Source organism: Chthonomonas calidirosea T49 (genome assembly GCF_000427095.1).
Taxonomy (GTDB): domain Bacteria; phylum Armatimonadota; class Chthonomonadetes; order Chthonomonadales; family Chthonomonadaceae; genus Chthonomonas; species Chthonomonas calidirosea.
This window is the reverse complement of sequence record NC_021487.1, coordinates 1,704,513-1,724,902: the sequence shown is the minus strand read 5'-3', so window position 1 is coordinate 1,724,902 and position 20,390 is coordinate 1,704,513. Positions and strand designations below refer to the sequence as shown.

19 protein-coding genes are annotated in these 20,390 nt (G+C 55.0%); 8 read left to right on the top strand and 11 right to left on the bottom strand.

Translation table 11 applies throughout. The features are described 5' to 3' along the window. The first annotated feature begins 194 nt into the window (after nt 1-194). Together CCALI_RS07225 and sixA are read left to right on the top strand one after the other, a co-directional pair. Nucleotides 195-533, top strand: a complete 339-nt coding sequence (locus tag CCALI_RS07225) for a hypothetical protein (RefSeq protein WP_156412979.1) — start codon at nt 195-197, stop codon at nt 531-533. Nucleotides 534-558: 25 nt separating this feature from the next. Next, nucleotides 559-1,053, top strand: a complete 495-nt coding sequence (gene sixA / locus CCALI_RS07220; RefSeq protein WP_016482816.1) for a phosphohistidine phosphatase SixA — start codon at nt 559-561, stop codon at nt 1,051-1,053. 9 nt (nt 1,054-1,062) lie between these two features. On the opposite strand, the gene CCALI_RS07215 is transcribed toward sixA, so the two are convergent. From CCALI_RS07215 to CCALI_RS07185, 7 genes are all read right to left on the bottom strand, one after another. Beyond that, a complete protein-coding gene (locus CCALI_RS07215; protein WP_016482815.1) occupies nt 1,063-1,830 on the bottom strand; it encodes an ABC transporter ATP-binding protein in 768 nt (255 codons plus the stop codon). Nucleotides 1,831-1,845: 15 nt separating this feature from the next. Next, nucleotides 1,846-2,442, bottom strand: coding sequence for a hypothetical protein (locus tag CCALI_RS16055; RefSeq protein WP_016482814.1), 597 nt, complete (start codon nt 2,440-2,442; stop codon nt 1,846-1,848). Nucleotides 2,443-2,469: 27 nt separating this feature from the next. After that, nucleotides 2,470-3,690: an ABC transporter permease gene (locus tag CCALI_RS07205; RefSeq protein ID WP_016482813.1), complete on the bottom strand. Its 1,221-nt coding sequence runs from the start codon at nt 3,688-3,690 to the stop codon at nt 2,470-2,472. Between the two features lie 27 nt (nt 3,691-3,717). Beyond that, on the bottom strand, nt 3,718-5,481 hold the full coding sequence (locus tag CCALI_RS07200; RefSeq protein WP_016482812.1) for an efflux RND transporter periplasmic adaptor subunit: 1,764 nt from the start codon (nt 5,479-5,481) through the stop codon (nt 3,718-3,720). 2 nt (nt 5,482-5,483) lie between these two features. Next, complete coding sequence (locus CCALI_RS07195; RefSeq protein WP_044948985.1) at nt 5,484-7,130, bottom strand: TolC family protein; 1,647 nt, start codon at nt 7,128-7,130, stop codon at nt 5,484-5,486. A 6-nt stretch (nt 7,131-7,136) separates the two neighbouring features. After that, on the bottom strand, nt 7,137-7,733 hold the full coding sequence (locus CCALI_RS07190; protein WP_016482810.1) for a MarR family winged helix-turn-helix transcriptional regulator: 597 nt from the start codon (nt 7,731-7,733) through the stop codon (nt 7,137-7,139). A gap of 204 nt (nt 7,734-7,937) precedes the next feature. Then, nucleotides 7,938-9,539, bottom strand: coding sequence for a YifB family Mg chelatase-like AAA ATPase (locus CCALI_RS07185; protein WP_016482809.1), 1,602 nt, complete (start codon nt 9,537-9,539; stop codon nt 7,938-7,940). 124 nt (nt 9,540-9,663) lie between these two features. On the opposite strand from CCALI_RS07185, the gene CCALI_RS15095 reads away from it, so the two are divergent. The 6 genes from CCALI_RS15095 (at nt 9,664) to CCALI_RS07150 (ending at nt 16,028) form a co-directional block, all read left to right on the top strand. Continuing rightward, nucleotides 9,664-10,356 (top strand): glycerophosphodiester phosphodiesterase, encoded by a 693-nt coding sequence (locus CCALI_RS15095; protein ID WP_016482808.1) that lies wholly within the window; start codon nt 9,664-9,666, stop codon nt 10,354-10,356. 401 nt (nt 10,357-10,757) lie between these two features. After that, nucleotides 10,758-11,612 carry a DUF1559 family PulG-like putative transporter gene (locus CCALI_RS15090; RefSeq protein ID WP_016482807.1) on the top strand — a complete coding sequence of 285 codons (855 nt, stop codon included), beginning with the start codon at nt 10,758-10,760 and terminating at the stop codon, nt 11,610-11,612. A gap of 125 nt (nt 11,613-11,737) precedes the next feature. After that, the gene (locus tag CCALI_RS07165) at nt 11,738-11,950 is read left to right on the top strand and encodes a hypothetical protein (protein ID WP_016482806.1); all 213 of its coding nucleotides are present in this window, start codon (nt 11,738-11,740) and stop codon (nt 11,948-11,950) included. 48 nt (nt 11,951-11,998) lie between these two features. After that, a complete protein-coding gene (locus tag CCALI_RS07160; protein ID WP_016482805.1) occupies nt 11,999-13,315 on the top strand; it encodes a tetratricopeptide repeat protein in 1,317 nt (438 codons plus the stop codon). Between the two features lie 4 nt (nt 13,316-13,319). Continuing rightward, nucleotides 13,320-14,636 (top strand): tetratricopeptide repeat protein, encoded by a 1,317-nt coding sequence (locus CCALI_RS07155; RefSeq protein WP_016482804.1) that lies wholly within the window; start codon nt 13,320-13,322, stop codon nt 14,634-14,636. 105 nt (nt 14,637-14,741) lie between these two features. After that, entirely contained in the window at nt 14,742-16,028 is a 1,287-nt protein-coding gene (locus CCALI_RS07150) for a tetratricopeptide repeat protein (protein WP_016482803.1), read from the top strand. 63 nt (nt 16,029-16,091) lie between these two features. On the opposite strand, the gene CCALI_RS07145 is transcribed toward CCALI_RS07150, so the two are convergent. From CCALI_RS07145 to CCALI_RS16335, 4 genes are all read right to left on the bottom strand, one after another. Then, nucleotides 16,092-16,916, bottom strand: coding sequence for a type II secretion system protein (locus CCALI_RS07145; protein ID WP_016482802.1), 825 nt, complete (start codon nt 16,914-16,916; stop codon nt 16,092-16,094). 70 nt (nt 16,917-16,986) lie between these two features. Continuing rightward, on the bottom strand, nt 16,987-17,223 hold the full coding sequence (locus tag CCALI_RS07140) for an archaellin/type IV pilin N-terminal domain-containing protein (RefSeq protein WP_016482801.1): 237 nt from the start codon (nt 17,221-17,223) through the stop codon (nt 16,987-16,989). A 216-nt stretch (nt 17,224-17,439) separates the two neighbouring features. Beyond that, nucleotides 17,440-19,905 (bottom strand): transglycosylase domain-containing protein, encoded by a 2,466-nt coding sequence (locus CCALI_RS07135; RefSeq protein ID WP_155850499.1) that lies wholly within the window; start codon nt 19,903-19,905, stop codon nt 17,440-17,442. Nucleotides 19,906-19,994: 89 nt separating this feature from the next. Continuing rightward, entirely contained in the window at nt 19,995-20,390 is a 396-nt protein-coding gene (locus CCALI_RS16335) for a response regulator (RefSeq protein WP_044948979.1), read from the bottom strand.

Sequence of the window (20,390 nt, the reverse complement as noted above, 5' to 3'; positions counted from 1 at the left end):
TGGGACAGCGTTCTCCTGCAGGACAGAGAGGAGGCGTGTTGCACTGTGTGTCTTCCTGGCAACTTTAGAGGCCGTGGCATGGTATAATTCAAGTAGAAGGTTCGCTATAGAAAGCCTTCGTAGCGGTAGCGCCCCTGCTCCGCTTGAAGTCGTTTGCGCGGGTTCGCGAGTCTTTCGGAGCCACGGGCAACGACATGGAGGAACAGAAACCGATGATGCGCGGATTGAGGTGTCGGTGTGGTCAGCGCATATATCAGCGCGATGTGGTGCGACAAGGCTACTTGATGCGGCAGTTCGGTCCCACCTACGTCTATATCCGCTATCGCTGCTCGCGCTGTAAGCGTTTGGGAGAACACTTCATCCGACAAGAGGAGTGGGAGGCCGACCTCCTGAGCGACATCTCGGTAGAGCTTAGTGAGGCCGAAAAAACGCGCTTTGCCCGTATGGGGGCTATCACTTTAGACGAGATGCGTGAGTTTCGTCGGAAGCTGGAACGCCTCCAAAATATTCCCAATCCTCTACGAGAAGAGTAGCCTCTTCTCCTCTCCGAGGTGACCGATGCGACTCTATTTCCTTCGTCATGGACTTGCAGAAGATCCACGTCCTCACCTGAAGGATGCCGAGCGCCATCTCACCTCGGAGGGTATTGCGGAGATGAAGCGTGTTGCCCTCGGCATCAAAGCGCTCGATCTCTCGTTCGACGTCCTTCTTACAAGCCCCTATGCGCGCGCCTTAGAGACCGCCGAGATTTTGGCGGACGTTCTCCATTGGCCGAAAGAGCGCTTCGTGGTCGAGGCGCGCCTCCAACCCGGCCTATTTGATCCTCCAACGTTGCAGACCCTTGTGCAGGAGCGAAGGCCTCAGGAGGGACTGCTGTTGGTGGGGCATGAACCCACGTTGAGCGGAAATATCGCCTGGCTTTGCGGCGGCAACGTAAAGATGAAAAAGGCCGGGCTTGCTTGCGTAGAGGTGTTTGATCTCCAGCCCCGCAGTGGCCTTCTTCTTTGGCTGCTTACGCCCAAGCAGCTGTGTCTTATCGCCAAAGCGGTCTAGAGACCAATCCTAAGTGGTTTCAGAAAGCAGCTCGGTATCTTCTTCCTCAAGCGGCCCGCCGAGCCTTTCCAGCTCTACCTCAGCGATCCGGCGATTGAGAACCGGTTCATCCGCGACCACCTTACCATCACGAAATCGAATGATGCGCTCGGCATGTTCGGCGATGTCGGGTTCGTGGGTTACAAGCACCACCGTTTTGCCTTCCCTATGCAGGCGTTGGAAGATGGCCATAATCTCTTCGCTCGTTCGCGAGTCGAGGTTGCCGGTAGGCTCATCTCCGAAGAGGATGGGCGGGTCGTTTACGAGCGCACGGGCGATGGCAACGCGCTGTTGTTGGCCGCCGGACAGCTCGTTGGGTTTGTGGTGAAGGCGTTCGCCCAGCCCAACGATTTCCAAGGCGCGAATGGCCATTTGACGGCGGTTGCGCGCGTTGCTATAGAGCATTGGCAGCTCCACGTTTTCCAGGGCGGTTGTGCGCGCCAGCAGATTGAAGGTTTGGAAGACGAAACCAATTTTGCGGTTGCGAATTTCGGCAAGTTGGTTGTCGTTAAGTTTGGCGACTTCGATGCCATCCAGCTTATAGGAGCCACGAGTGGGCGTGTCGAGGCAGCCCACGATGTTCATGAAGGTGGATTTTCCGGAGCCGGAAGGGCCCATGATGGCCACGAACTCGCCTCTTCGGATGGAGACGGAGACGCCGCGCAGGGCGTGCACCTCCGTCTTGCCCATCCGGTAGATTTTATGAACGTTTGTGACCTCAATGATCACATCGGACATGGGGTCAACTACCTTTCAGCGTTTTGCCTGAGTTTGCAGGGTCGCGATGAACGCATCAAGCCCCCGCTTGGCCCTATCGCGCATGGGCGGGAAGGGCAGTGTGTCGGGGTTCAGTGGATTAAAGCCACCTGAAGGCGGATCGGGGAAGTTGAAGCCTCCACCCGGCGGCCCTCCGCCTGGTCGGCCTCCTGGTGGAGGGCCACCTCCTGGCCCACCGGGGCGGCGCTGCCAAGGCGGAGCGAGCGTCGTCATCTTTTGGATTTGGCGCACGGTGAGAAGGCTGCCGATCTGTTTCAACACGTTATGCGCCTGCTCCTCCGACATCGTGGGTTTATGGCGCCATGCTTTCAAAATGGCCACGAGTTTGGCGGACTGCTGCTTGTTAAGCGCATAACCGGGTTGTTGGTTCAGCATTTCGAGCTGGTAAAGTTCTTGGCCGAGCTGGCTAGCGTTTTTATGTTGTTTTTGCCAAGCTTGCCATTTTCGTATTTTGGCCATGATTTCTGGCGGAGGGCCGCCTTGACCACCAGGCCCTTGGGCCTTTGCAGCGGCGCCGTAGAGCGATACGGCAAGAAGCGCTGCACCCATTGCTAGCAGTTGTTTGGTGTTCATAACCATCTCCTTGTAACGATTTTAGCACTACTCGTAGCGAAGGGCGTCTATTGGGTTTAGCTTCGAGGCCTTCATGGCGGGATAGAACCCAAAGAAGATACCGACCAGGAAGGAGAAGCCGAACGCGAGAAACAGGGGCGGCACGGTAAGTGCCGTTTCCCATTGGGGTTTGAGATAGGGGAGCGCGTACAGGGTAAAGAGCACCCCCATGATAACTCCGATAATGCCTCCTGTTAGCGAGATAAAGACGGCTTCAAGCAGAAACTGCAGAAGGATATTGCGTCGTTTGGCACCGATGGCTTTTCGCACGCCGATCTCGCGGGTGCGTTCGGTTACCGATACCAGCATGATGTTCATGATGCCGATCCCTCCTACGATGAGGGCTACGGCGGCAAGATAGCTAATAAGCTGCTGAAAATCTTCGGCCTGGTCACGACTGTTTTGTGCGGCGACCCCAGCGTTGAAGATGATAAAATCGTTGGGTTTGGAATCGGGGATATTGTGGCGTTTGCGCAGCACTTCGGTTATCTCGTCTTGGGCGCGCTGCATCACCTCCTCGCTACGCCCTTCCACCGACATACTGGAGAGGAGGTTTTCTCCTCCGAAAAGTCGTTGTAGGCCGGTACGAATAGGCACATACACGCGGTCATCCTCGTTCACAAAGCCTCCCCCTCCTCGTTCTGCAAACACGCCTACGACCTTAAAATTTTGCCCGTTGATATAGATGTTCCTCCCGACTGCGGGGGCATTGTTGAGGAAGAGGGTGGTATAGACCGTCCAACCGAGCACACAGACGGGGCGACGGGAGGTATCTTCGGAGCGGGTGAAGAAGCGGCCGGCAGCGAGGTCGAATCGGCGAATCTGCATGAAGTCGGGACCGCAACCGAACACGGTGGTGTTGGTATTCTGATCGCCGTATTTTACTTGCTCGAATTTCTGTTGTTCCGGCGATACGGCCACCACGTCGGGGCAGCCGCGCAGAAGGAAGGGGACGTCGTCAATTTTGAGGGTAGAGGCGGAGCCGAAGGCGAAGGAGACGCCGTTGCGGCTCTGGCGACCGGGCAGCACGGTGAGGGTGGTGGTGCCGAGGCGTTGGAAGCGGCGTAGGGCGGCGTCGCGAGAACCTTGTCCCAAGGCGACAGCCACGATGACCGCGGCCACCCCGAAGATGACGCCAAGCATGGTGAGGAGGGAGCGCAGTTTGTTGGTTGCAACCCCACGGATAGCGGCGATAAAGGCGGCTTTCATGATTTTTTTCCTCCCTTCTCTACGGCTCTAGCGGCGCCCTGGGCCTGGCCCACCGCCGCCAAACCCACCGCTGGTAGAGGCCGTGGCGCTGTTGATCGGCTGGATGGTTTGTGTGACCACTTTTTCACCGACTTTGAGCCCTTCGGTGATCTCGGTGGTGTCGTCGCCTTGCAAGCCGATCTGCACGGGTCTGCGTTCGATATGGCAGCCTTCCAGTACGGAGGGATCGGGCGAGCCTCCTGGATCGGGCGGGGCCTGGTGTCCCCCTGTTGCCACAAGAACATAGTAGCTTCCATCGTTAGCCGTTTGCAAGGCCTCATTGGGAATACAGGTCACGTCGTCCTTCTCATCCACAATAAACTCACACGTGGCGTTCATGCCGGGGCGTAGGAGACGATAGGCCACGTTGCTATTATCTACCTCTACGCGGACATGGAGGGTGGTAACGTTTTGGTTCACAACCTCCTGCGGCTCAATGCGGATAACTTTGCCGTCGAAGGGAATAGAGGGATAGGCGTCAAAGGTGACCTCCACTTTCTGCCCCATTTGGATATTGGCCACATCGGTCTCATCCACGCTGGTATCTACGTACATACGGGAGATATCGCCGAGTTGCACAATGCTGGTGCCGGAGGAGTTAAACGACATGCCGGAGGTAATGAAGGTTCCCTGTTCGACATACTTTTGAAGGATCACACCATCCATTGGGGCGGTAATGCGGGTATCGTTCAGCTGCACCTTCGCGTCGGCATAGGCTGCATTCGATTTAATGACAGCAGCTTTGGCCTCTTCGATCTGCTTGGCGCGGATGATGTTATTGATCAATTGGGCCTGAGCGTCCTGGAGTTTCACCTGTGCCTGTTTCACCGTGGCAAGGGCCTGTTGCGCATTAGCTTTGGCCGCGAGGGCGGCCAATTGCTTCGTTTGTACTTGGGAGGCCTGGGCGAGGGCTGTATCAAGAGCCGCTTTGGCCTGAGCCACTTGAGCCTCTTGCGCCTTCAAGTCCTGGTCGAGCTCTTTATCGAGGGTATCCACTTTGGCTTGGGCTTGAAGCACAGTTGCGGCGGCCACATCACGTGCGGCTTGGGCTTGGTCTACCTCTGATTGAGCAACAAATCCTTTGGCCAGCAGCGCTTTTTGTCGCGTTAGTTGGGCTTCGGCGTTGATAAGGTTGGCTTTAGCCTGTTGCAGATCGGCTTGGGCTTGAGCGCGCTCTTGGGGAATGGTGGCGTTTTTCATTTGGTCGAGCTTGGCCTGTTGCGCGGCGAGGGTAGCTCGAGCGCTGGCGATGTTGGCATCGGAGAGCGCTTTCGCGTTGTCGGCATCGGTTTGGGCGGACTGATAGTTGGCCTGAGCGGCAGCTGCCTGCGCTTGAGCCGCTTTTAAGTTGGCTTTGGCGGTATCAATTCCGATCTGTCCTTCTTTTAGTTGCAGTTGAAGATCTTTCTGGCTTTCTACCACGCGCGCCCGGTTGGCATCAATATCCGCTTTGGCCGAGTAGTAGGTAAGCAGCGTATCCGAAGGGTCAATGAGAGCAACCACTTGTCCTTTTTTAACAACCGTGCCATCGTCTACAGGGAGGCTAATGATGCGCCCGCCGGCGCGGCTTTTAATATCTACGGTTGTCCAAGGGGTGAGCACGCCAGTGGCAGAGACGGTTTTGCGCACCATATCTTGGGTTACGGCAGCGACACGATAGTGAACTTGACCTCCTTTTTCTCCCAAACCGAGGAGATTACACCCGGTAAGGAAGAGCCAAGGAACGAGCAGGTGGACATATCTCTTTTTCATTTTTAGGGTCTCCGTGCGTCTAGCAGAGGATCGCGTAGAAGCGAGGCGGCTTGCTGCTTATCGGTGGCCTCCGACGGCGTTGCATTGGCGGAGAACTGTTTTTGCACGGCGGCAGGAACGTCTGGGTGCCATTCGGGGTCGTTCATTCCGATGTCGCGCAGCAGCCGTGCGTTGGCGATGTAGTAGCTGTAGAGGGCGTTTACCTGTTGCTGTTGAGCGGTTACGAGCTGCAGTTGGGCGTTGATCACGTCAAGCACGTTGATAAGCCCGTTTTGCTGTTTAGCGAGGGCGGCATCGTAGTTGGTTTGGCCGGCCTGTACGGCGGCATCCGCGGCGACCACCTGTTGTCGAGCCACCTCACGGTTGCGGTAGTCTTGTTCGATGTTAAGACGTATGTTCTGTTCAATCAGGTCGAGCTGGCGTTCGAGCTGGGTAAGCAGCGCCTCGTTTTCGCGCACTTTTGAGCGGGAAAGCCCCGCATCGAAGAGAGGATAGGAGAGGGAGACAGAGAAGACGCGCTCTTCCCCGGAAACGGGATCGAACTGATATCCCTCGGTGACGGAGGCGTTGACGTTGATGCCCGCTTGGAGGCGTGCGATGCGGAGGAGATCGGTCTGGGCATCTATGGCGGCCTGCTGTTGCTTGATGTCGAGACGGTTTTGGTAGGCAAGCTGAGTATAGTAGTCAACGGAGTGGGGATCGGGTGTGGGGTCAGGTTGCGGAAGGGATTGATCGGCAAGAACGAGCGGTTGGGAGGTAACCACACCCATCGCATTTTTCAATTGGGCCTCATCGTCGTAGACGACGGCTTGCGCTTGTAGAAGGGACACCTTCGCGTTGGCAAGATTGGACTGTGCTTGGAGGGTATCGGCTGGGGCAGCATTGCCCACGCGCACCTGTTCCTGAATGGATTCGAGAGTGGTTTGAGCGAGCTGGACGTTGGTCTGTTGCACTTTCACGAGAGCGCGATCGCGCAGGAGCGCATAGTAGCTTTGGGTAACGTTCAGGATGACATCTTGGCGGGTATTGCCGAGGTTATATTCATCGGCGAACAGGGTATTGCGGGCCTGTTGGACGGTGGCCTCACGAATTCCCCCATCCCAGATCAGCTGTTTTGCGACGATGGCCTCTGTACGTGTTTCACTTGAGAACGAGTGGCTTGTGGGGCCTCCTGCTCCGAAGGCACTGCTTTCGATGGGAGTGAGATTCGTCTGATATTGAAAGCTCGGCGTAATTTGTGGGAAGTAGGAAGAGCGTGCAGCCACCACTTGAGCGCGGCTTGAGTCGCGTTGAGCGGCGGCGATGGCGATGGTATTCTGGCGTTGGAGAGCGATTTGAATGGCCCTATCGAGGGTAAGCGGTTGGGAGAGATCGAGGCTAGGTTGGGCTCCGATGGTTGGGTTTGGAGGTATGCCGTAGCGTTTTTCTGCGGGAGTTTGAATAGATTGGGAATTATTCGTAGGGTTTGTTTGACCTGCAGCCACGCATGTTGCCAAGCTGAGAGAGGAGGCGAAGAGAGCCGGTAGCAGCGTATAGCGGCAGATGGAAGCGTACATTGCGGTATCCTGTTCCTTTCCGTCGGCATAGATTTTTGGAAAAACGAGAACGCTATCGTTATATGGACGACCGAGCGAGGCGAAAGTATTCACAAGTTTTTAGGATTCCCTAATATTTCCGCGAATGCGTCGCGCCATGAGGTCTACCATGGGTTGAGCGATCGGATCGGAGGTTTCGGGGGGTTGAGCGAGGCTCTCCTCACGCCATGTAAGAGGAGAGCGCCCTTGCTCGATGCGAAACTGTTCGGCCACTCGGCCTAAGATTTCGAGGCCTTCCATCACCTTAGGGCGATCCTCTTCTCCTAGTCGATTCCATATCTCTTGCAGGGTAGCGTGCACTTGTGCCATCGATTCTTCGAGGAGACGGTGCCCTTGTTCACTCAGAGAAAGCCGCACGAGCCGTCGGTCTTTGCTGTCGTGGAAGCGCAGAATAAGGCCACGGCGGATCAGGCGTTCGGCAAGTTGGGTAACGGTGGACTGAGAGACCTCCAGTTTTTCACTGAACTCCTTCATGGTTGCTTGCGGCATATGGTAGACCATCCAGAGGAGGCGCATTTGAGCCATGGGGAGAGCGTCCATCTCCGGTTGAGGCGGTTGAGCAAACAGGGTGGCTCTTACCACGCGGATGAGGGCACGTTCAAGGGGCAGGTCGGTATGTTCACAGCACCTCGTTTTTGCGTTGTTAGTTTTTTTCATGGCCTTTGCTTGGGATATAGAGATATTTTACTTTTGCAAAGGGATGCTGTCAAGATGCATCCGTTCTTCTTTTCCATACGCTTTTTTGAAAAGCGCGGTTACACAACCATCGTTTTTGAGATTTCGAGAAGGCCGGTTTGTGCCTCTTCGCGAGCGCCCTTACGTCAGATTTCCGGAGACTTTTCCGGTTTTTGGGGACAGGGACTAGCCGCTCCAAAATTTTCGGTCGAGGCTGCGATACTGGATAGCTTCGGCCACGTGGGCGGTCTGGACCTCTTCGGAGCCACAGAGATCGGCGATGGTGCGCGCCACTTTCAGCAGGCGGTCGTAGGCACGGGCGGAGAGGCCGAGTTGTTGGATGGCGGCGCGTAGAAGCGTTTTCACCTCCGGTCGGAGGGGGCAGTAGGCGCGTAGCTCTCGCGGCCCCATTTGGGCGTTGCAGTAGATACGTCGGGTAGGAGGTTCGGGGGGCGTTGCTTTCTCACCGGAGGGGGGTTTTGCGTTTTGCGGTAGAGGTTGGGCAAAGCGTTGAGACTGGATGCGGCGAGCGCGACACACGCGCTCGCGGATGGCTTCCGAGGTCTCGCCGGTGTGGGCGGTAAGCAGCTCCTCTTCGGAGAGGCGGGGCACCTCTACATGGAGGTCAATACGATCCAACAGGGGGCCGGAGACCCTTTTCAGGTACTTTTGCACGCTGCTAGGTTGGCAGGTACATTGGCGAAAGATATCGCCGAAGTAGCCGCAGGGACAGGGGTTCATGGCGGCAACGAGGGTGAAATCGGCGGGATAGGCGTAGGAGGCGTTCACGCGGGAGATCTGCACAACGCCATCTTCGAGAGGCTGACGCAGCACCTCAAGCGCATCGCGTGCAAATTCGGGCAGCTCGTCGAGGAAGAGGACCCCGTGGTGTGCAAGGCTTACCTCGCCTGGGCGGGGGATGGTGCCGCCGCCCACGAGGGCAGCGGTCGAGACCGTGTGGTGGGGCGATCGAAAGGGGCGTGTGTTGATGAGCGCCAACTCGGCGGTGAGGAGGCCAGCCACGGAGTAGAGTTTGGTGACTTCGAGGGCCTCGTCCACGGAGAGCGGGGGCAAAATGGAGGGAAGACGGCGCGCCATCATGGTTTTGCCGCTGCCGGGAGGGCCGATAAGCAGAACGTTGTGTCCGCCGGCCGCGGCGACTTCAAGAGCGCGTTTGACATGACCATGGCCTTTGACATCGGCGAAGTCGTGGATGAATTGGGGCGTATCGGGATGGAGGAGCGTGGGGTCGTAGGGCATAGGGGCGGCCCGCTCGGGCATAGTGAGGGCAAGGGCCATTTCATGAAGGCTGCCGATAGGATAGACGGCGATATCGGCCACGACGGCGGCCTCACGGGCGTTCTCTTTGGGCACGTAGAAACGCTTTCGACCGTGGGCTCTGGCCCCGATGGCGATCGGAAGCACCCCACTTACAGGGCGTACGTTGCCATCGAGGGAGAGCTCCCCCACGATTTGAGCGCCCTCAATGTGGTCTGCTGGGAGCTGCCCTGTGGCGACGAGAAGTCCGACAGCAATAGGTAGGTCGAAGCTGGGCCCGGTTTTGCGAATGTCGGCAGGGGCAAGGTTAATGGTGACGCGTTTGTCGTAGGGAAACTGAAAACCGGAGTTTTTTAGCGCCGTGCGCACCCGCTCTTTACTCTCATTGACGGCGGTATCCGGCAGACCGACGATGGTGGTGGAGGGCATTCCGGGGCTGACGTCTACCTCAACGTAGATCTCATGGGCATCGATTCCGAGGATGGTGCTAGAGAGCACGCGAGCCAACATGTTGGGCAGCTCCTTCTATACAAAAAATTGCATCTCTATTCTCCTTTGCCCCTATTGAATCCTGCTAGGAAAGGGGAATGGCGGGGTAAAAAGTAGGTGAAATTTAGAAGGAGGGTGTAACCCTGTGGGATGTATCGGAGTGGGGCATCGTGGTTTCCCTTATGCTTTTCCAGCAAACACCTTGCGCAGTTTCCAGGAGGCGGCGAAGTTAGGCTGTCGGATGGTGGAGTGCGACGTGCGTCAGGCGGCGGATGGTACTCTGGTACTAGCGCACGATCCGGAGGTAAGGGATGTGCGCGGGCATGTTTATAAGATCGCCGAGCAGACGGCGGGGGCGCTTGCCAAGATAGATTTAGGGGCGGGCGAGGGGGTACCACGCCTAGAGGAGTTGGTTGCATGGGCGCGAGGCCGCGTGGCGGTAATGGCCGACATGAAGTGTGAGGGGGGCGATATAGAGGAGAAGGTGGTCGTTGCGCTGTCGCCGCTCGGCTCGGAAGAGAAGATCGTGGCGGGTGCTGGAACGGCAAGTCGCGCTCGTTTTCGCCAACTCGATCCCACCTTACCGCTTTCGTTGACCCTCAGCCGTCGTGAGGAGACCCTTTTACAGGCGAAAGCCTTTTCAGAGTGGATTGCGGAATTAGATACGCCCATCGTCACCTGGGAGTTTCCGTTACTGACGCCGGAGCGCATCGAGGTATTGCGGGCATATGGGAAGCGCATCTACGTTTGGACGGTAGATGAGGAGGCTTTGATGGGGCATTTTTATGCGCTTGTGGATGGGATCATCACGAATCGAGCGGATAGATTAAAAACATGAGGCCTTCTTTAACGCTAGGGAAACGTCGCAAAACGGTTTCTTTCGACATCCTCTATTCCTGTGAGTTCCATTATGAAGACGACCGTATTATCAGGGAACATTTGGCAAAGAGAATAGGCGTGCATAGGGTCTAGAGACTATTTGCAAATTAGGGCTAGCGCCTATTCAAGAAAAAAATATCTCTTGACAAACGGCAGAGGCTATGTTATAAATAAAGTAACAAATGGGAATAGAAAGGAGGCAAATAACCAGAAAAACCTCTCAGTTATGGAGGGCCTATAGGACTTAGACTATCTGCAACATTCGAAAGGTATCGAAAAACATAAGCTCGTTTACACAAGGGCTTAGATTTCGAGCGAACTCCCCTAGAAAATATCAACAGGTAAAGGAGAAACAGCACTATGAAAAAAGCGTTTACACTAATTGAACTTCTCGTAGTTATCGCGATTATCGCGATACTTGCGGCGATCCTATTCCCGGTGTTCGCCCAGGCGCGAGAAAAGGCACGGCAGGCGAGCTGCACATCCAACCTTAAGCAGCTCAGTCTTGCGTTTATGATGTACACGCAGGACTATGATGAATTCTTCCCCTACTGGAGCTGGTGGTATTCTTCGACACAGGGTGGATGTCCGCGATCCGATAACCCCTCGGCGTGTGGCCACTTCGAATCGGTTTGGTTTAACTCCATCTATCCCTATATCAAAAATTCTCAGCTCTTTACGTGTCCAAGCACGAATGATCACTCTACAATTACCCAAAATGGGATATGGGCTTGGATAACAAGCGGTCAAACTCCCATTCAGGTGGGCATTACGCCTGCCATGGCCAACGCCACCATTAGCTATGCGATGAGTGAGCCGCTAGAGGATGGCAATGTATGCAATCAGGGGACTAGCGGCTGCTCACAGGCCGCCTTGCCAAAACCGGCGCAGACCCTGCTGGTGGCTGATTGTATCATCGGCTTAACGACAGGATGGACACCATCTTCGGATCCCAACGATCCAACTCACCACTACATCATCTCTCGTGTCGCCTATCCGAATGCTCCTGCCGACTGTTGGAGCAATACGGCCACGTGTGGTGCGGCTCAAGACGATATTGGTGATTATCGCCCAGATATCTCCCAATATGCGAGCCTGTTCGATCAGCAAGCGCGCCATTCTGAGGGAGATGTCATCGGATTCGCCGATGGCCATGTAAAATGGATGCGTGCTCGCCAGATCACTTTCGATCTGTTTAACGGTGGGCTACAGTAGATAGACGAGTGCCTCCAAGTGTATAACGCCGTAGTCCGGATAGGTTCCGAACCTATTCCTCCTTGGAGGCACTTTCCTTGGCAATAAGGGGTGTTTCGGGACGCTCTAATGAAGGAGTTTAAGCTATGAAGCAGAACGTTTCGCCGGGTGTTGCCATTGCCATTATCGTGATAGCGATCATCCTCGCCATTTTCTTCGGTTATCGCTATATTTCCGGTGGCCCTAATGCGGATGTGACCCAGGAGAATTTAAAGCACTGGCAACAGCTTCGACAGCATCCACCGACCCAAACCGCTCAGCCCGGTCGGCCTGGAACTGGAACAAGTGCTGGACGATAGCTCTTCGCGTTTGACTTGAGCATGCCGATCCGTCTAAGGCACTCTATTATGAAGAAGCCGATGGGAGTGTTAATCATCACTCTTCCCGCTCTATTTTCCTCAGGATGCACTCCTATCGGCCTCTCCTCTAAACATGCATCTTCTCCAGAGGTAGCACGTATTTCGTCAAAGGAGCTCCAAACTTTTAAACCCCCTCTGCCGGTTCGTACCCCTGAAGCTCCTGCTCCACCGACGCTACAAGACTTCCACAAGGCCTACCAGCAGCTACAGCAACACCCTAAAGACCCCACGGCGCTTATGCGTTATGGAGAGATGGCGCTCGCAGTAGGGAAAGTTGCTGAGGGAGTTCGTGCACTTCTCAAGGCCGCCCGCGTAGCTCCTCATGCACAGGCGCCTTTCGTTTTGCTCGCTAGGCTCTATCAGGATGCCGGATATACCGACCTGGAGATAGAGGCATTACGTCACCTCGTGAGCTTAAAGGCTAAAGACCCCAATGTTTATCTCCGGCTGATGGAAATCTACCTAGAGCTTCATTGGCTTGAGTTGATTCCACCGATTCTGCAAACCGTCAAGAGGCTGACGCCCCATAATCCCAATGTCTCTTTTTTGGAGGCACGTTACCTTTTTGAAACCGGTCATACCCAAAAGGCTATTCGAATTCTGCAACATCTGTTCGCTCAGCATCCTCAAGATGAGGACATCGCTTTTTACCTAACTTCCTATCTTACCGCTGCGGAACAGCTTCCCGAAGCAGAACAGACCATTCGTGTTGCCCTTCAGCACAGCCCAACGAGCGCACGTCTTCAATTACTCTTGGCCTACACCTTAGAGCGCATTGGAGACCCGAAATCTTTTCCGGAGGCGCTTGCGCTGTCGAAAAATGCCCTTCAAACCGTCTTAGCCCAGAAGCGCTCTGATCTTGTGGCTGAGGCCTACTATCGTGAGGGGAAAGCCTATCTATTGATGGGACAAACGCAGGATGCCTTAACGGCTTTTCAACAGTCCTACCAGACGAATCCAGCGTTCGAGGATGTGGCTTTTCAGTTAGGACGTTTGAAGGTGCGTGAGGGCGATAGGGCGGGAGGGACGAAGTTGATTCACTTCTATGAGACCATCAAGAATAACTCGATAAGCTACGGGACTGCACGTGATCTTGTCAATAGCCATTTTGCCGATCCCGTGTCGCATCTGCGGATGGCGAAGTGGTACATGCGGCTCGGCATCTACAACGATGCGGTTGTAGAATACAAAGAGGCTTTGCGCTTGCGCCCAAGCGATAAGAGAGCCCTTGAGGGACTGAAAGGGGCACTGCTGGCCATGGGAAGGCGCACGGAGGCGCATCAGATCGCTTTGCGGGGAGGATAGATAGGTGAAACGATCGAAGATTAGAGTGGAAACAGAGGAACACAAAAGGATAGTAGAGCAGAAAAGACTCCGATTCTTATTGGGGCTATTGGCATTTGTCATTCTATTGGGCATTGTAAGCCTCCCGTGGCAGATTCGCATTCGCCGCCATCTCGCGCTTTTGCACCAACAAGAGTTGCAACGGCAGGCGCTGCAGCGCGCTCAGGAGCAGATGAATTTAGCCCTTCAACAGGCAGCGCAGGAGGTACAGCTACATCCGAACGACCCTGCAGCCCACGCTCGCTACGCCGCTTTACTGGAGCAGCAGGGCCGCTTTTCAGAGGCCGAAGAGCAGTGGCAAAAGGCGGTGCTGCTTGACCCTAAAGACACCAACCTGCACGTGGCCTACGCTGCTTGTCTGGATGGAAACGGGAAAGAGGATGTGGCCATGCTCGAGTATGAACGCGCCCTGCGTCTCGACCCCAACAACTTGCGCGCAGCCCTTGGGTTGGCGCTCCGCTACATCACGCTCGGATGGAACCAAAATGCATTGGCGCTGTTGAAGCGTCAATTGAAGGCCCATGGGGATTCCTCCAAACTACATGAAACGCTCGCGATGGCCTATTTTCAGTTGACTCGCTTGAGCGAGGCGGAAAGAGAGCTGTTAAAGGCGCAACAGCTCGATCCGCACGACCCTTCCATTTTTGGCCCATTGGCGGAGGTCTATTGGACTGCCAACAACCCCCAAAAAGCTCTTGTAACCCTCGATCAGGCCATTGCACAGGTGTCCGATCCAACCCCGCTTCTTTTAGAGCGCGCTAAAATCTACAATACCATTGGCCAACCGGATAAGGCTCTGCTGGATGCGGAAACGGTGTTACGCCAAGACCCGCATAATTTAGAGGCGCTCTTCCAGAAAGGGAGAGCGCTGCAGTTTAAGGGGGATTTGCGGGGTGCGATACGCGCTTGGCAGCTCGTCTACGATAGCGCACCAGACATGGACAACGTAGGGTTATTGTTAGGGCGCGCTCTCATCGCATTAGGTAGGCGGGCTGCTGGTAGGGAGTTAGTTCAAGAAAGTTTGCAAAGGATGCGCGATGCTGACGAGTGGCAATCTTTAGGCCGCCAGATTATGAACGCACCCAATTCTGTGCCTCTCCATCTCCGTTTGGCGCAATACTATCTTCGCATCGGCAATCTGCCTCGCGCCATCATCGAGTTTCGAGCGGTTTGTCAGCTCGACCCCCACAATGCTGCCGGAAGAGAGGGGCTAAAGATAGCCCTCCAAAAGGCTGGCCGCCCCTTAACGGAGCTGTCTTTAGCAACAACTCCAAGCCATTAAAGTGTCTCTGCCGAGCTACGCTTCTCATGCTAAAACTGCTTTTTGGCTCCTCCTCATTCCCTAGCAGGAAAGATGTCAGTTTCTAGAGAAGATCCTTCAAAATCTATGAAGAGTGCACCCGACAAAAAGCGTCTACGGCTTCTACTGATTCTACTTGTCTTAGTGGCTTTTGGAGGCCTTATCACGCTGCCTTGGCAGATACGCATTCGGCAGCAGATCGCCCAGTTGCAACGACAAGAAAAACAGTGGCAAGCGATGCAGGTGGCGCACCAAAGAGCAACCGAAACCCTGCAGCAGGCAGCGCTGGCCGTAAACCTCCGCCCCAACGATCCAAAAACGCATGCGTTCTATGCCGACCTCTTACAACAACAGAACCGCTTTGCCGAAGCCGATACACAATGGCAGTTAGCCGTGCAGTTAGACTCACGAAACGCCGGCCTTCATGCTGCTTATGCCGACTGCCTAACGAAAGATAGGAAAGAGGATATGGCCCTGCTCGAATACGAGCGTGCTCTGGCGCTTGACCCCAACAATCTTCAAGCGATCCTTGGGCTTAGCTGGCTCTATCTGAAGCTAGGATGGAATCAGGACGCCATCTCTCTGCTAAAACATGCTTTAAAAGCACATTCTAACGTGGCACAACTGCATGTGGCTCTCGCTATCGCCTACTCCCAATCGCTAAGCCTTATCAAAGCCGAAAAAGAGCTGTTGTTTGCACGCCAACTCGCTCCAACCGACCCTACCGTACTCGGCTCGCTAGCCGAGGTCTACTCCCTTTCCGATAAGCCGAGTAAGGCGCTTACAGCACTTAACGAAGCGATCGCGCATGCCTCGAATCCCGATCCCCTATTGGTGCAACGCGCGAAGCTTTACAACACCTTGGGGCAACCAGATAGGGCGCTGCAAGATACGGATGCGGTGCTTCATCAGGAGCCGTATAACTTAGAAGCGCTTTTTGAGAAGGGAAAAGCGCTGCAAACCAAGGGGGATCTGAAGGGCGCGGTTCAGGCCTGGCAACCCGTTTATGAGCGCGCACCGAATTTGGAGAATGTGGGTCTGCTGCTTGGGCGAGCCTATGTCGCGTTGGGACAACGAGCGGCCGGTTTGGCGCTTATCCGCAAAAGCCTGCAGGCTCGTCATCAAGCTGCTGTTGGCCAAGCATTAAGTATGCAGCTTCTGAATAACGCGCATTCGGTGCCGATCCATCTTAAATTAGCTCAGTTCTACCTTAAAACAGGTAACTTGCCTCGTGCCATCATTGAGTTTAGCGAAGTGTGTCGGCTCGATCCTCATAATAGGGTTGCCATGGCAGAACTAAAGAACGCCCTACACCGAGCCGGTCGCCCTATAACGGAATGGTCGTTACCAACAACAGCGACGCCTAAGAAATGAAAGTGGCCTAAAGGCATGCGCCTTTAGGCCACAAGTTTTAGCCTCGCTTGGGTTTCTCTGTTTTTACTGTGGCAGCGTGCCGGTCGTTAGATTAACCCAGGTGAGATTCGTCCATCGCATGTATTTCGCATGTCCATCCACGAAGCTCACGTTCTCGCCCCCATGATGGCGGGTGAGGTTGTCGAGGAACGACTGGCTATACTTTGAGAGGAAATAGGAAGCCGGTTGGCTCCCCTGCCAAATAAGACAGCATCCTTGATTGGAGAAAGCGATGCGAGCCGAGATGTTGTTGGCATTTTGCGCATTGGGCTGTTGCCACACCCATATGTCGGCCAGTTGCGAGCCGCAGTCGGCGAAGAGCGCCCAGTTGGCAGGAGTAGGCACGCCGGCTAGCGTATTGGTTGGCCAGCCTCCATCGAGCGATTCGTCAATTGCGTAGGAGACATATTTCGGGTTACAGCCATCCCAAAAGTTGCAGGCTTTCCCGGTTGCTGGGTTAATGGGGGCGAACATATCGTCCTTACCACCATCATCGCTGCAGGTTGCCCAGGCGTCGTTCCATCGAAGGGCATCGTCGGGGCATTGGTAGACCCCGGTGTTCTTCACATAGGGGTAGATCGCCATCGTCCAGAAAGCGGCGGAGTCGCGAGGAGCGCCGTTATTTCCTCCATTGCAGAAGAAAGGCCAGTTCCATGAAGGAAAGCGCTCGTCGTAGTCCTGCGTGTACATCTGGGCGCCAAGGCTAAGCTGTTTGATGTTTGAGAGGCACATACTGGTACGGGCCTGTTCGCGTGCCTGTGCGAACACGGGGAACAGGATAGCTGCAAGAATCGCTATAATGGCGATAACTACAAGCAGCTCAATCAATGTAAAACCGCGAGATCTCATAACGAATCCTCCTGTTTTTTTAGTGTTATTTTGTGATGAAAAAGACTGCCTGCGATAAGGCAGTAAGTGGTTAGTGTTGCGGTGCTCCCGCCGGTTGGTGGCCAGCGTAGGGATTTTGTGCGCCACCGCCAGAACCAGGAGCCCCATTGCCGAACATCTTTTTGAGTTGCTGCGCCATTTCAGGGGTCATCCCAGAGTGGGCTGGTGGACCGGAATAGCGATAGATCAGCGCTCCGGCAATGACAATGATAACGAGGATAATGATGGCGGCAACTACGGGCGAAACCGATTTTTCTTTCAGGTTCAATTCTCCTCACCTCCGTCACGTAACGTTTCGACAGGACAGCAGTAAATTCTATTCTCGTCTATTATCGTTTATCTCTTTTTTATTATAACACAGGGCCATGAGTGTGTCAACAGAAAACACACAAATTGGCAAAAGAAGCTGACAGCGCATGCAGACTCTTTTTGGAGATCAGCTTGTAAGAGGAGGCCTCTTCTTCTCCCATTTTAAGGGAGAGCTTCAGCCAGCGCCAGGAGGTGGTTTATGAAGGGGGCAGGTTTTAAGTTTGCGGGCCTGGGAGGCCGGCATCTGCACGGTAATGGTTGCGGGACACCAGATAGTGGCCTTTTCATGCGAGTCGACACAAATGGTGACGGTTACCATGGGGTCGGACTTATGTTTGGGCGGTGTGGGGGGCGCGGCGATGTGGTTGGGAGCCAAGTGAGATGGGGTGGGTGCGTTGGTCGCAGGGGGTGTAGACACGTTTTGAGGGGAGGGGAGGAGATCGTTTGAATTGGGGGTAGACGGATTTGTGGGCGTTGGAGGTATCGGACTACCTGTATTGTTAAGCGAAGTTCCGCCGGACTGGGAGTTAGAAGGCAGAGGGGATGAAGGCGCGCTCGGAGTTGGGGCGGCGGTGGTGGGAGAGGCCGACGATGTGGAGTTGTTCGAAGGGGTGGAGGGCTGCTGAAGCTGAGCCGGTTGGGTTTGGGGGGCCGGTTTGGGGGACGCGGGTTTAGGTTGTGGAGCTGGCGGAGCGGGGTTAAGCGCTGCAAGATATTTTTGCTCGATGGGCACGGCTTTGATCATGAAGTCGTGCCAGATGGGGGCACACACAACACCGCCTTGGCCGTTACTCATGGGCAGATAGCGCCCATGGTGCACTCTACCGCACCAGATAACGGTTGTTAGCTCCGGCGTGTAGCCAGCGAACCAGGCATCGCGGAAATCAGAGGTGGTGCCCGTTTTCCCATGGGCATTGGGCACGATGCCGTTGCTATCATCGCCGCGAGCGGCCACACCCGTTCCTTCGGTTACCACCGCCTCAAAGGCTTCATTAAGTTGATCGATGGTGGATTTGCGCAGGAGCCCGTCCTGTTCTTGAGGGAAATGTTCTTCTACAATGTTCCCTTCCGCATCGGTTACACGCAGTAAGGCCATCGGTTTGCGCAGAATGCCGTTGTTGGCGACCACCGAGTAGGCCACACAAAGATCGAGAGGATGGACGGCGGAGGCACCGATGGCAGAGGGATAGTAGGGGGCGATAGGGGTGGTAATGCCCATGCGGTGGGCGTAGGCGATGACCGTTTTTATGCCCACGAGCTCGGCCACCTGCACGGCAATGGTATTTACCGAGCGGGCAATGGCCTCTTTGCAGGTCATACTGCGGCCCGTATAGTTTTCGAAGTCGTGAACAAGCTTATGGCTGTTGGGATAGACGATGGGTTCATCGCGAAAAGTAGTATTAAGGTCTGCTTTGCCGGTATCGAAGGCGGCGGCGTAGTCGAACAGTTTGAACGTGGAGCCGGGCTGGCGGAGTCCTTGGGTGACGATGTTGAATTGGCTAGCCAGAAAACTACGGCCTCCTACCATGGCGCGAATAGCTCCATTGCTGTTATCGAGGCAGACGAGACAGCCCTGGTTGGCACCGGTATAGCTGGCGCGCTCAAGCCCTTGCTCCAACGCTTTTTCGGCCGCCTGTTGCATCTTCCAGTTAAGGGTAGTTTGAATTTTAAGTCCCGATTCCACGAAGTCGAGGCCATATCGGCGGATGAGGTCGTTAAGAACATACCAGACAAAATAGGGTGCTTTGAAGTTATAGCCCTTGCGCGTGCGGGGAGGTGTCGCAAAATGGAGCTGCTCCGATTTTGCGGCTTCGTACTGAGCGCGGTTGATGTAGCCGTAACGGAGCATAGCGTCGAGCACCTCATCTCTCCGTTCGATGGCGCGGTCAGGATGTGAGAAGGGCGAGTAGGCAGAGGGGAGTTGAGGCAGACCGGCGAGCAGAGCGGCTTGAGAGAGATCGAGATCGGCAGCCGACTTCCCAAAATAGGTGCGTGCAGCGGCTTCGACTCCATAGGCGCCGGCTCCGTAGTAGACGTTATTGAGGTAGAGATCGAGAATTTCATCTTTGCTATAGAGCTGTTCGACGCGCATTGCGATGAGGGCTTCACGAATTTTGCGCGCATAGCTTTTTTGGTGGTTAAGGCCGAAGATGCCGACATTGCGCACGAGCTGTTGGGTCAGGGTACTGGCGCCTTCACGGGTGGGGTTACCTCCGGTAAGGTCAATGTAGGCGGCGCGCAAGATGCCCTTGATATCTATACCGAAATGATGATAGAAGCGATGGTCTTCAATGGCGATAGTAGCATCTTTCAGAAAGGGGGAGATCTCGTTAAGGGGAACCGGTTTACGGTTGATCTGTTGCAGGGTGCCTAGGAGTACACCATCTTCCGACCAGATGGAGGTGGCGGCGGGGATGAGGGATTGGCTGGACAACAGATTAACGTTGGGTAGGTCACTTGAAAAGCGATAGAAGATCGCGAGCCCCACGATGAGCAGTGCGGCAACAACGAGCTCCCCCATAAGGAAGAGAAGAGCCAGAAGGTTTTTAATGCGCCCCCTTGGGCTGCGCCGCATGGCAGAGGAGACGCGTAAACTACCTTTTGTCTGCCCCGAAGCGGCTTTTGCTGCACGCTTAGTCATACAGACATTATTCGCGAAGGAGGCATAAACTGTCAAGAGATGCTAGTTATCGGTGTGTTTTCGTTCCTCCAAAATCCGCTCGATACGGCTTAGCAGTTGACGACTTCTATAGGGTTTTTGCAGTCTATCCACGACGTTGGGGGCAGCGATTGGGCCTTCGTCTCGAAGCCAAAGCCCTGTCCCTCAAGGTCGGTGCTTTCGCTCTCTATCCCTATTCCGCTCACGAGAATGATGGGCAGTTCAGGGCGTTCTATGAGAAGTCGCTGGGCCAACTCGAGCCCTGTCATATCCGGCATGGTGATGTCGGTAATTACGAGATCGATCGATTCCGTGGAGCATCGGATAAGATCGAGCGCTTCTTGGGCGCTTCTCACGGCAAGGACTCGATAGCCGTGCCGCGAGATAAGTTGCCGGAGGAGATCGGTTTGTTGTCGATCATCATCTACCACCAGCAACGTGCGTGATGCAAGCGGCGTCTCGGCCAT

Excerpts from the sequence above, each read along its gene's own strand:
- CCALI_RS07160 (WP_016482805.1), top strand. The coding sequence starts at position 11,999 with ATGAAGAAGCCGATGGGAGTGTTAATCATCACTCTTCCCGCTCTATTT.
- CCALI_RS16335 (WP_044948979.1), bottom strand. The coding sequence starts at position 20,390 with ATGGCCGAGACGCCGCTTGCATCACGCACGTTGCTGGTGGTAGATGAT.
- CCALI_RS07165 (WP_016482806.1), top strand. The coding sequence starts at position 11,738 with ATGAAGCAGAACGTTTCGCCGGGTGTTGCCATTGCCATTATCGTGATA.
- CCALI_RS07185 (WP_016482809.1), bottom strand. The coding sequence starts at position 9,539 with ATGTTGGCTCGCGTGCTCTCTAGCACCATCCTCGGAATCGATGCCCAT.
- CCALI_RS15090 (WP_016482807.1), top strand. The coding sequence starts at position 10,758 with ATGAAAAAAGCGTTTACACTAATTGAACTTCTCGTAGTTATCGCGATT.
- CCALI_RS16055 (WP_016482814.1), bottom strand. The coding sequence starts at position 2,442 with ATGAACACCAAACAACTGCTAGCAATGGGTGCAGCGCTTCTTGCCGTA.
- CCALI_RS07135 (WP_155850499.1), bottom strand. The coding sequence starts at position 19,905 with ATGACTAAGCGTGCAGCAAAAGCCGCTTCGGGGCAGACAAAAGGTAGT.
- CCALI_RS07205 (WP_016482813.1), bottom strand. The coding sequence starts at position 3,690 with ATGAAAGCCGCCTTTATCGCCGCTATCCGTGGGGTTGCAACCAACAAA.
- CCALI_RS07200 (WP_016482812.1), bottom strand. The coding sequence starts at position 5,481 with ATGAAAAAGAGATATGTCCACCTGCTCGTTCCTTGGCTCTTCCTTACC.
- CCALI_RS07145 (WP_016482802.1), bottom strand. The coding sequence starts at position 16,916 with ATGAGATCTCGCGGTTTTACATTGATTGAGCTGCTTGTAGTTATCGCC.
- sixA (WP_016482816.1), top strand. The coding sequence starts at position 559 with ATGCGACTCTATTTCCTTCGTCATGGACTTGCAGAAGATCCACGTCCT.
- CCALI_RS07225 (WP_156412979.1), top strand. The coding sequence starts at position 195 with ATGGAGGAACAGAAACCGATGATGCGCGGATTGAGGTGTCGGTGTGGT.
- CCALI_RS07215 (WP_016482815.1), bottom strand. The coding sequence starts at position 1,830 with ATGTCCGATGTGATCATTGAGGTCACAAACGTTCATAAAATCTACCGG.
- CCALI_RS07150 (WP_016482803.1), top strand. The coding sequence starts at position 14,742 with ATGAAGAGTGCACCCGACAAAAAGCGTCTACGGCTTCTACTGATTCTA.
- CCALI_RS07190 (WP_016482810.1), bottom strand. The coding sequence starts at position 7,733 with ATGAAAAAAACTAACAACGCAAAAACGAGGTGCTGTGAACATACCGAC.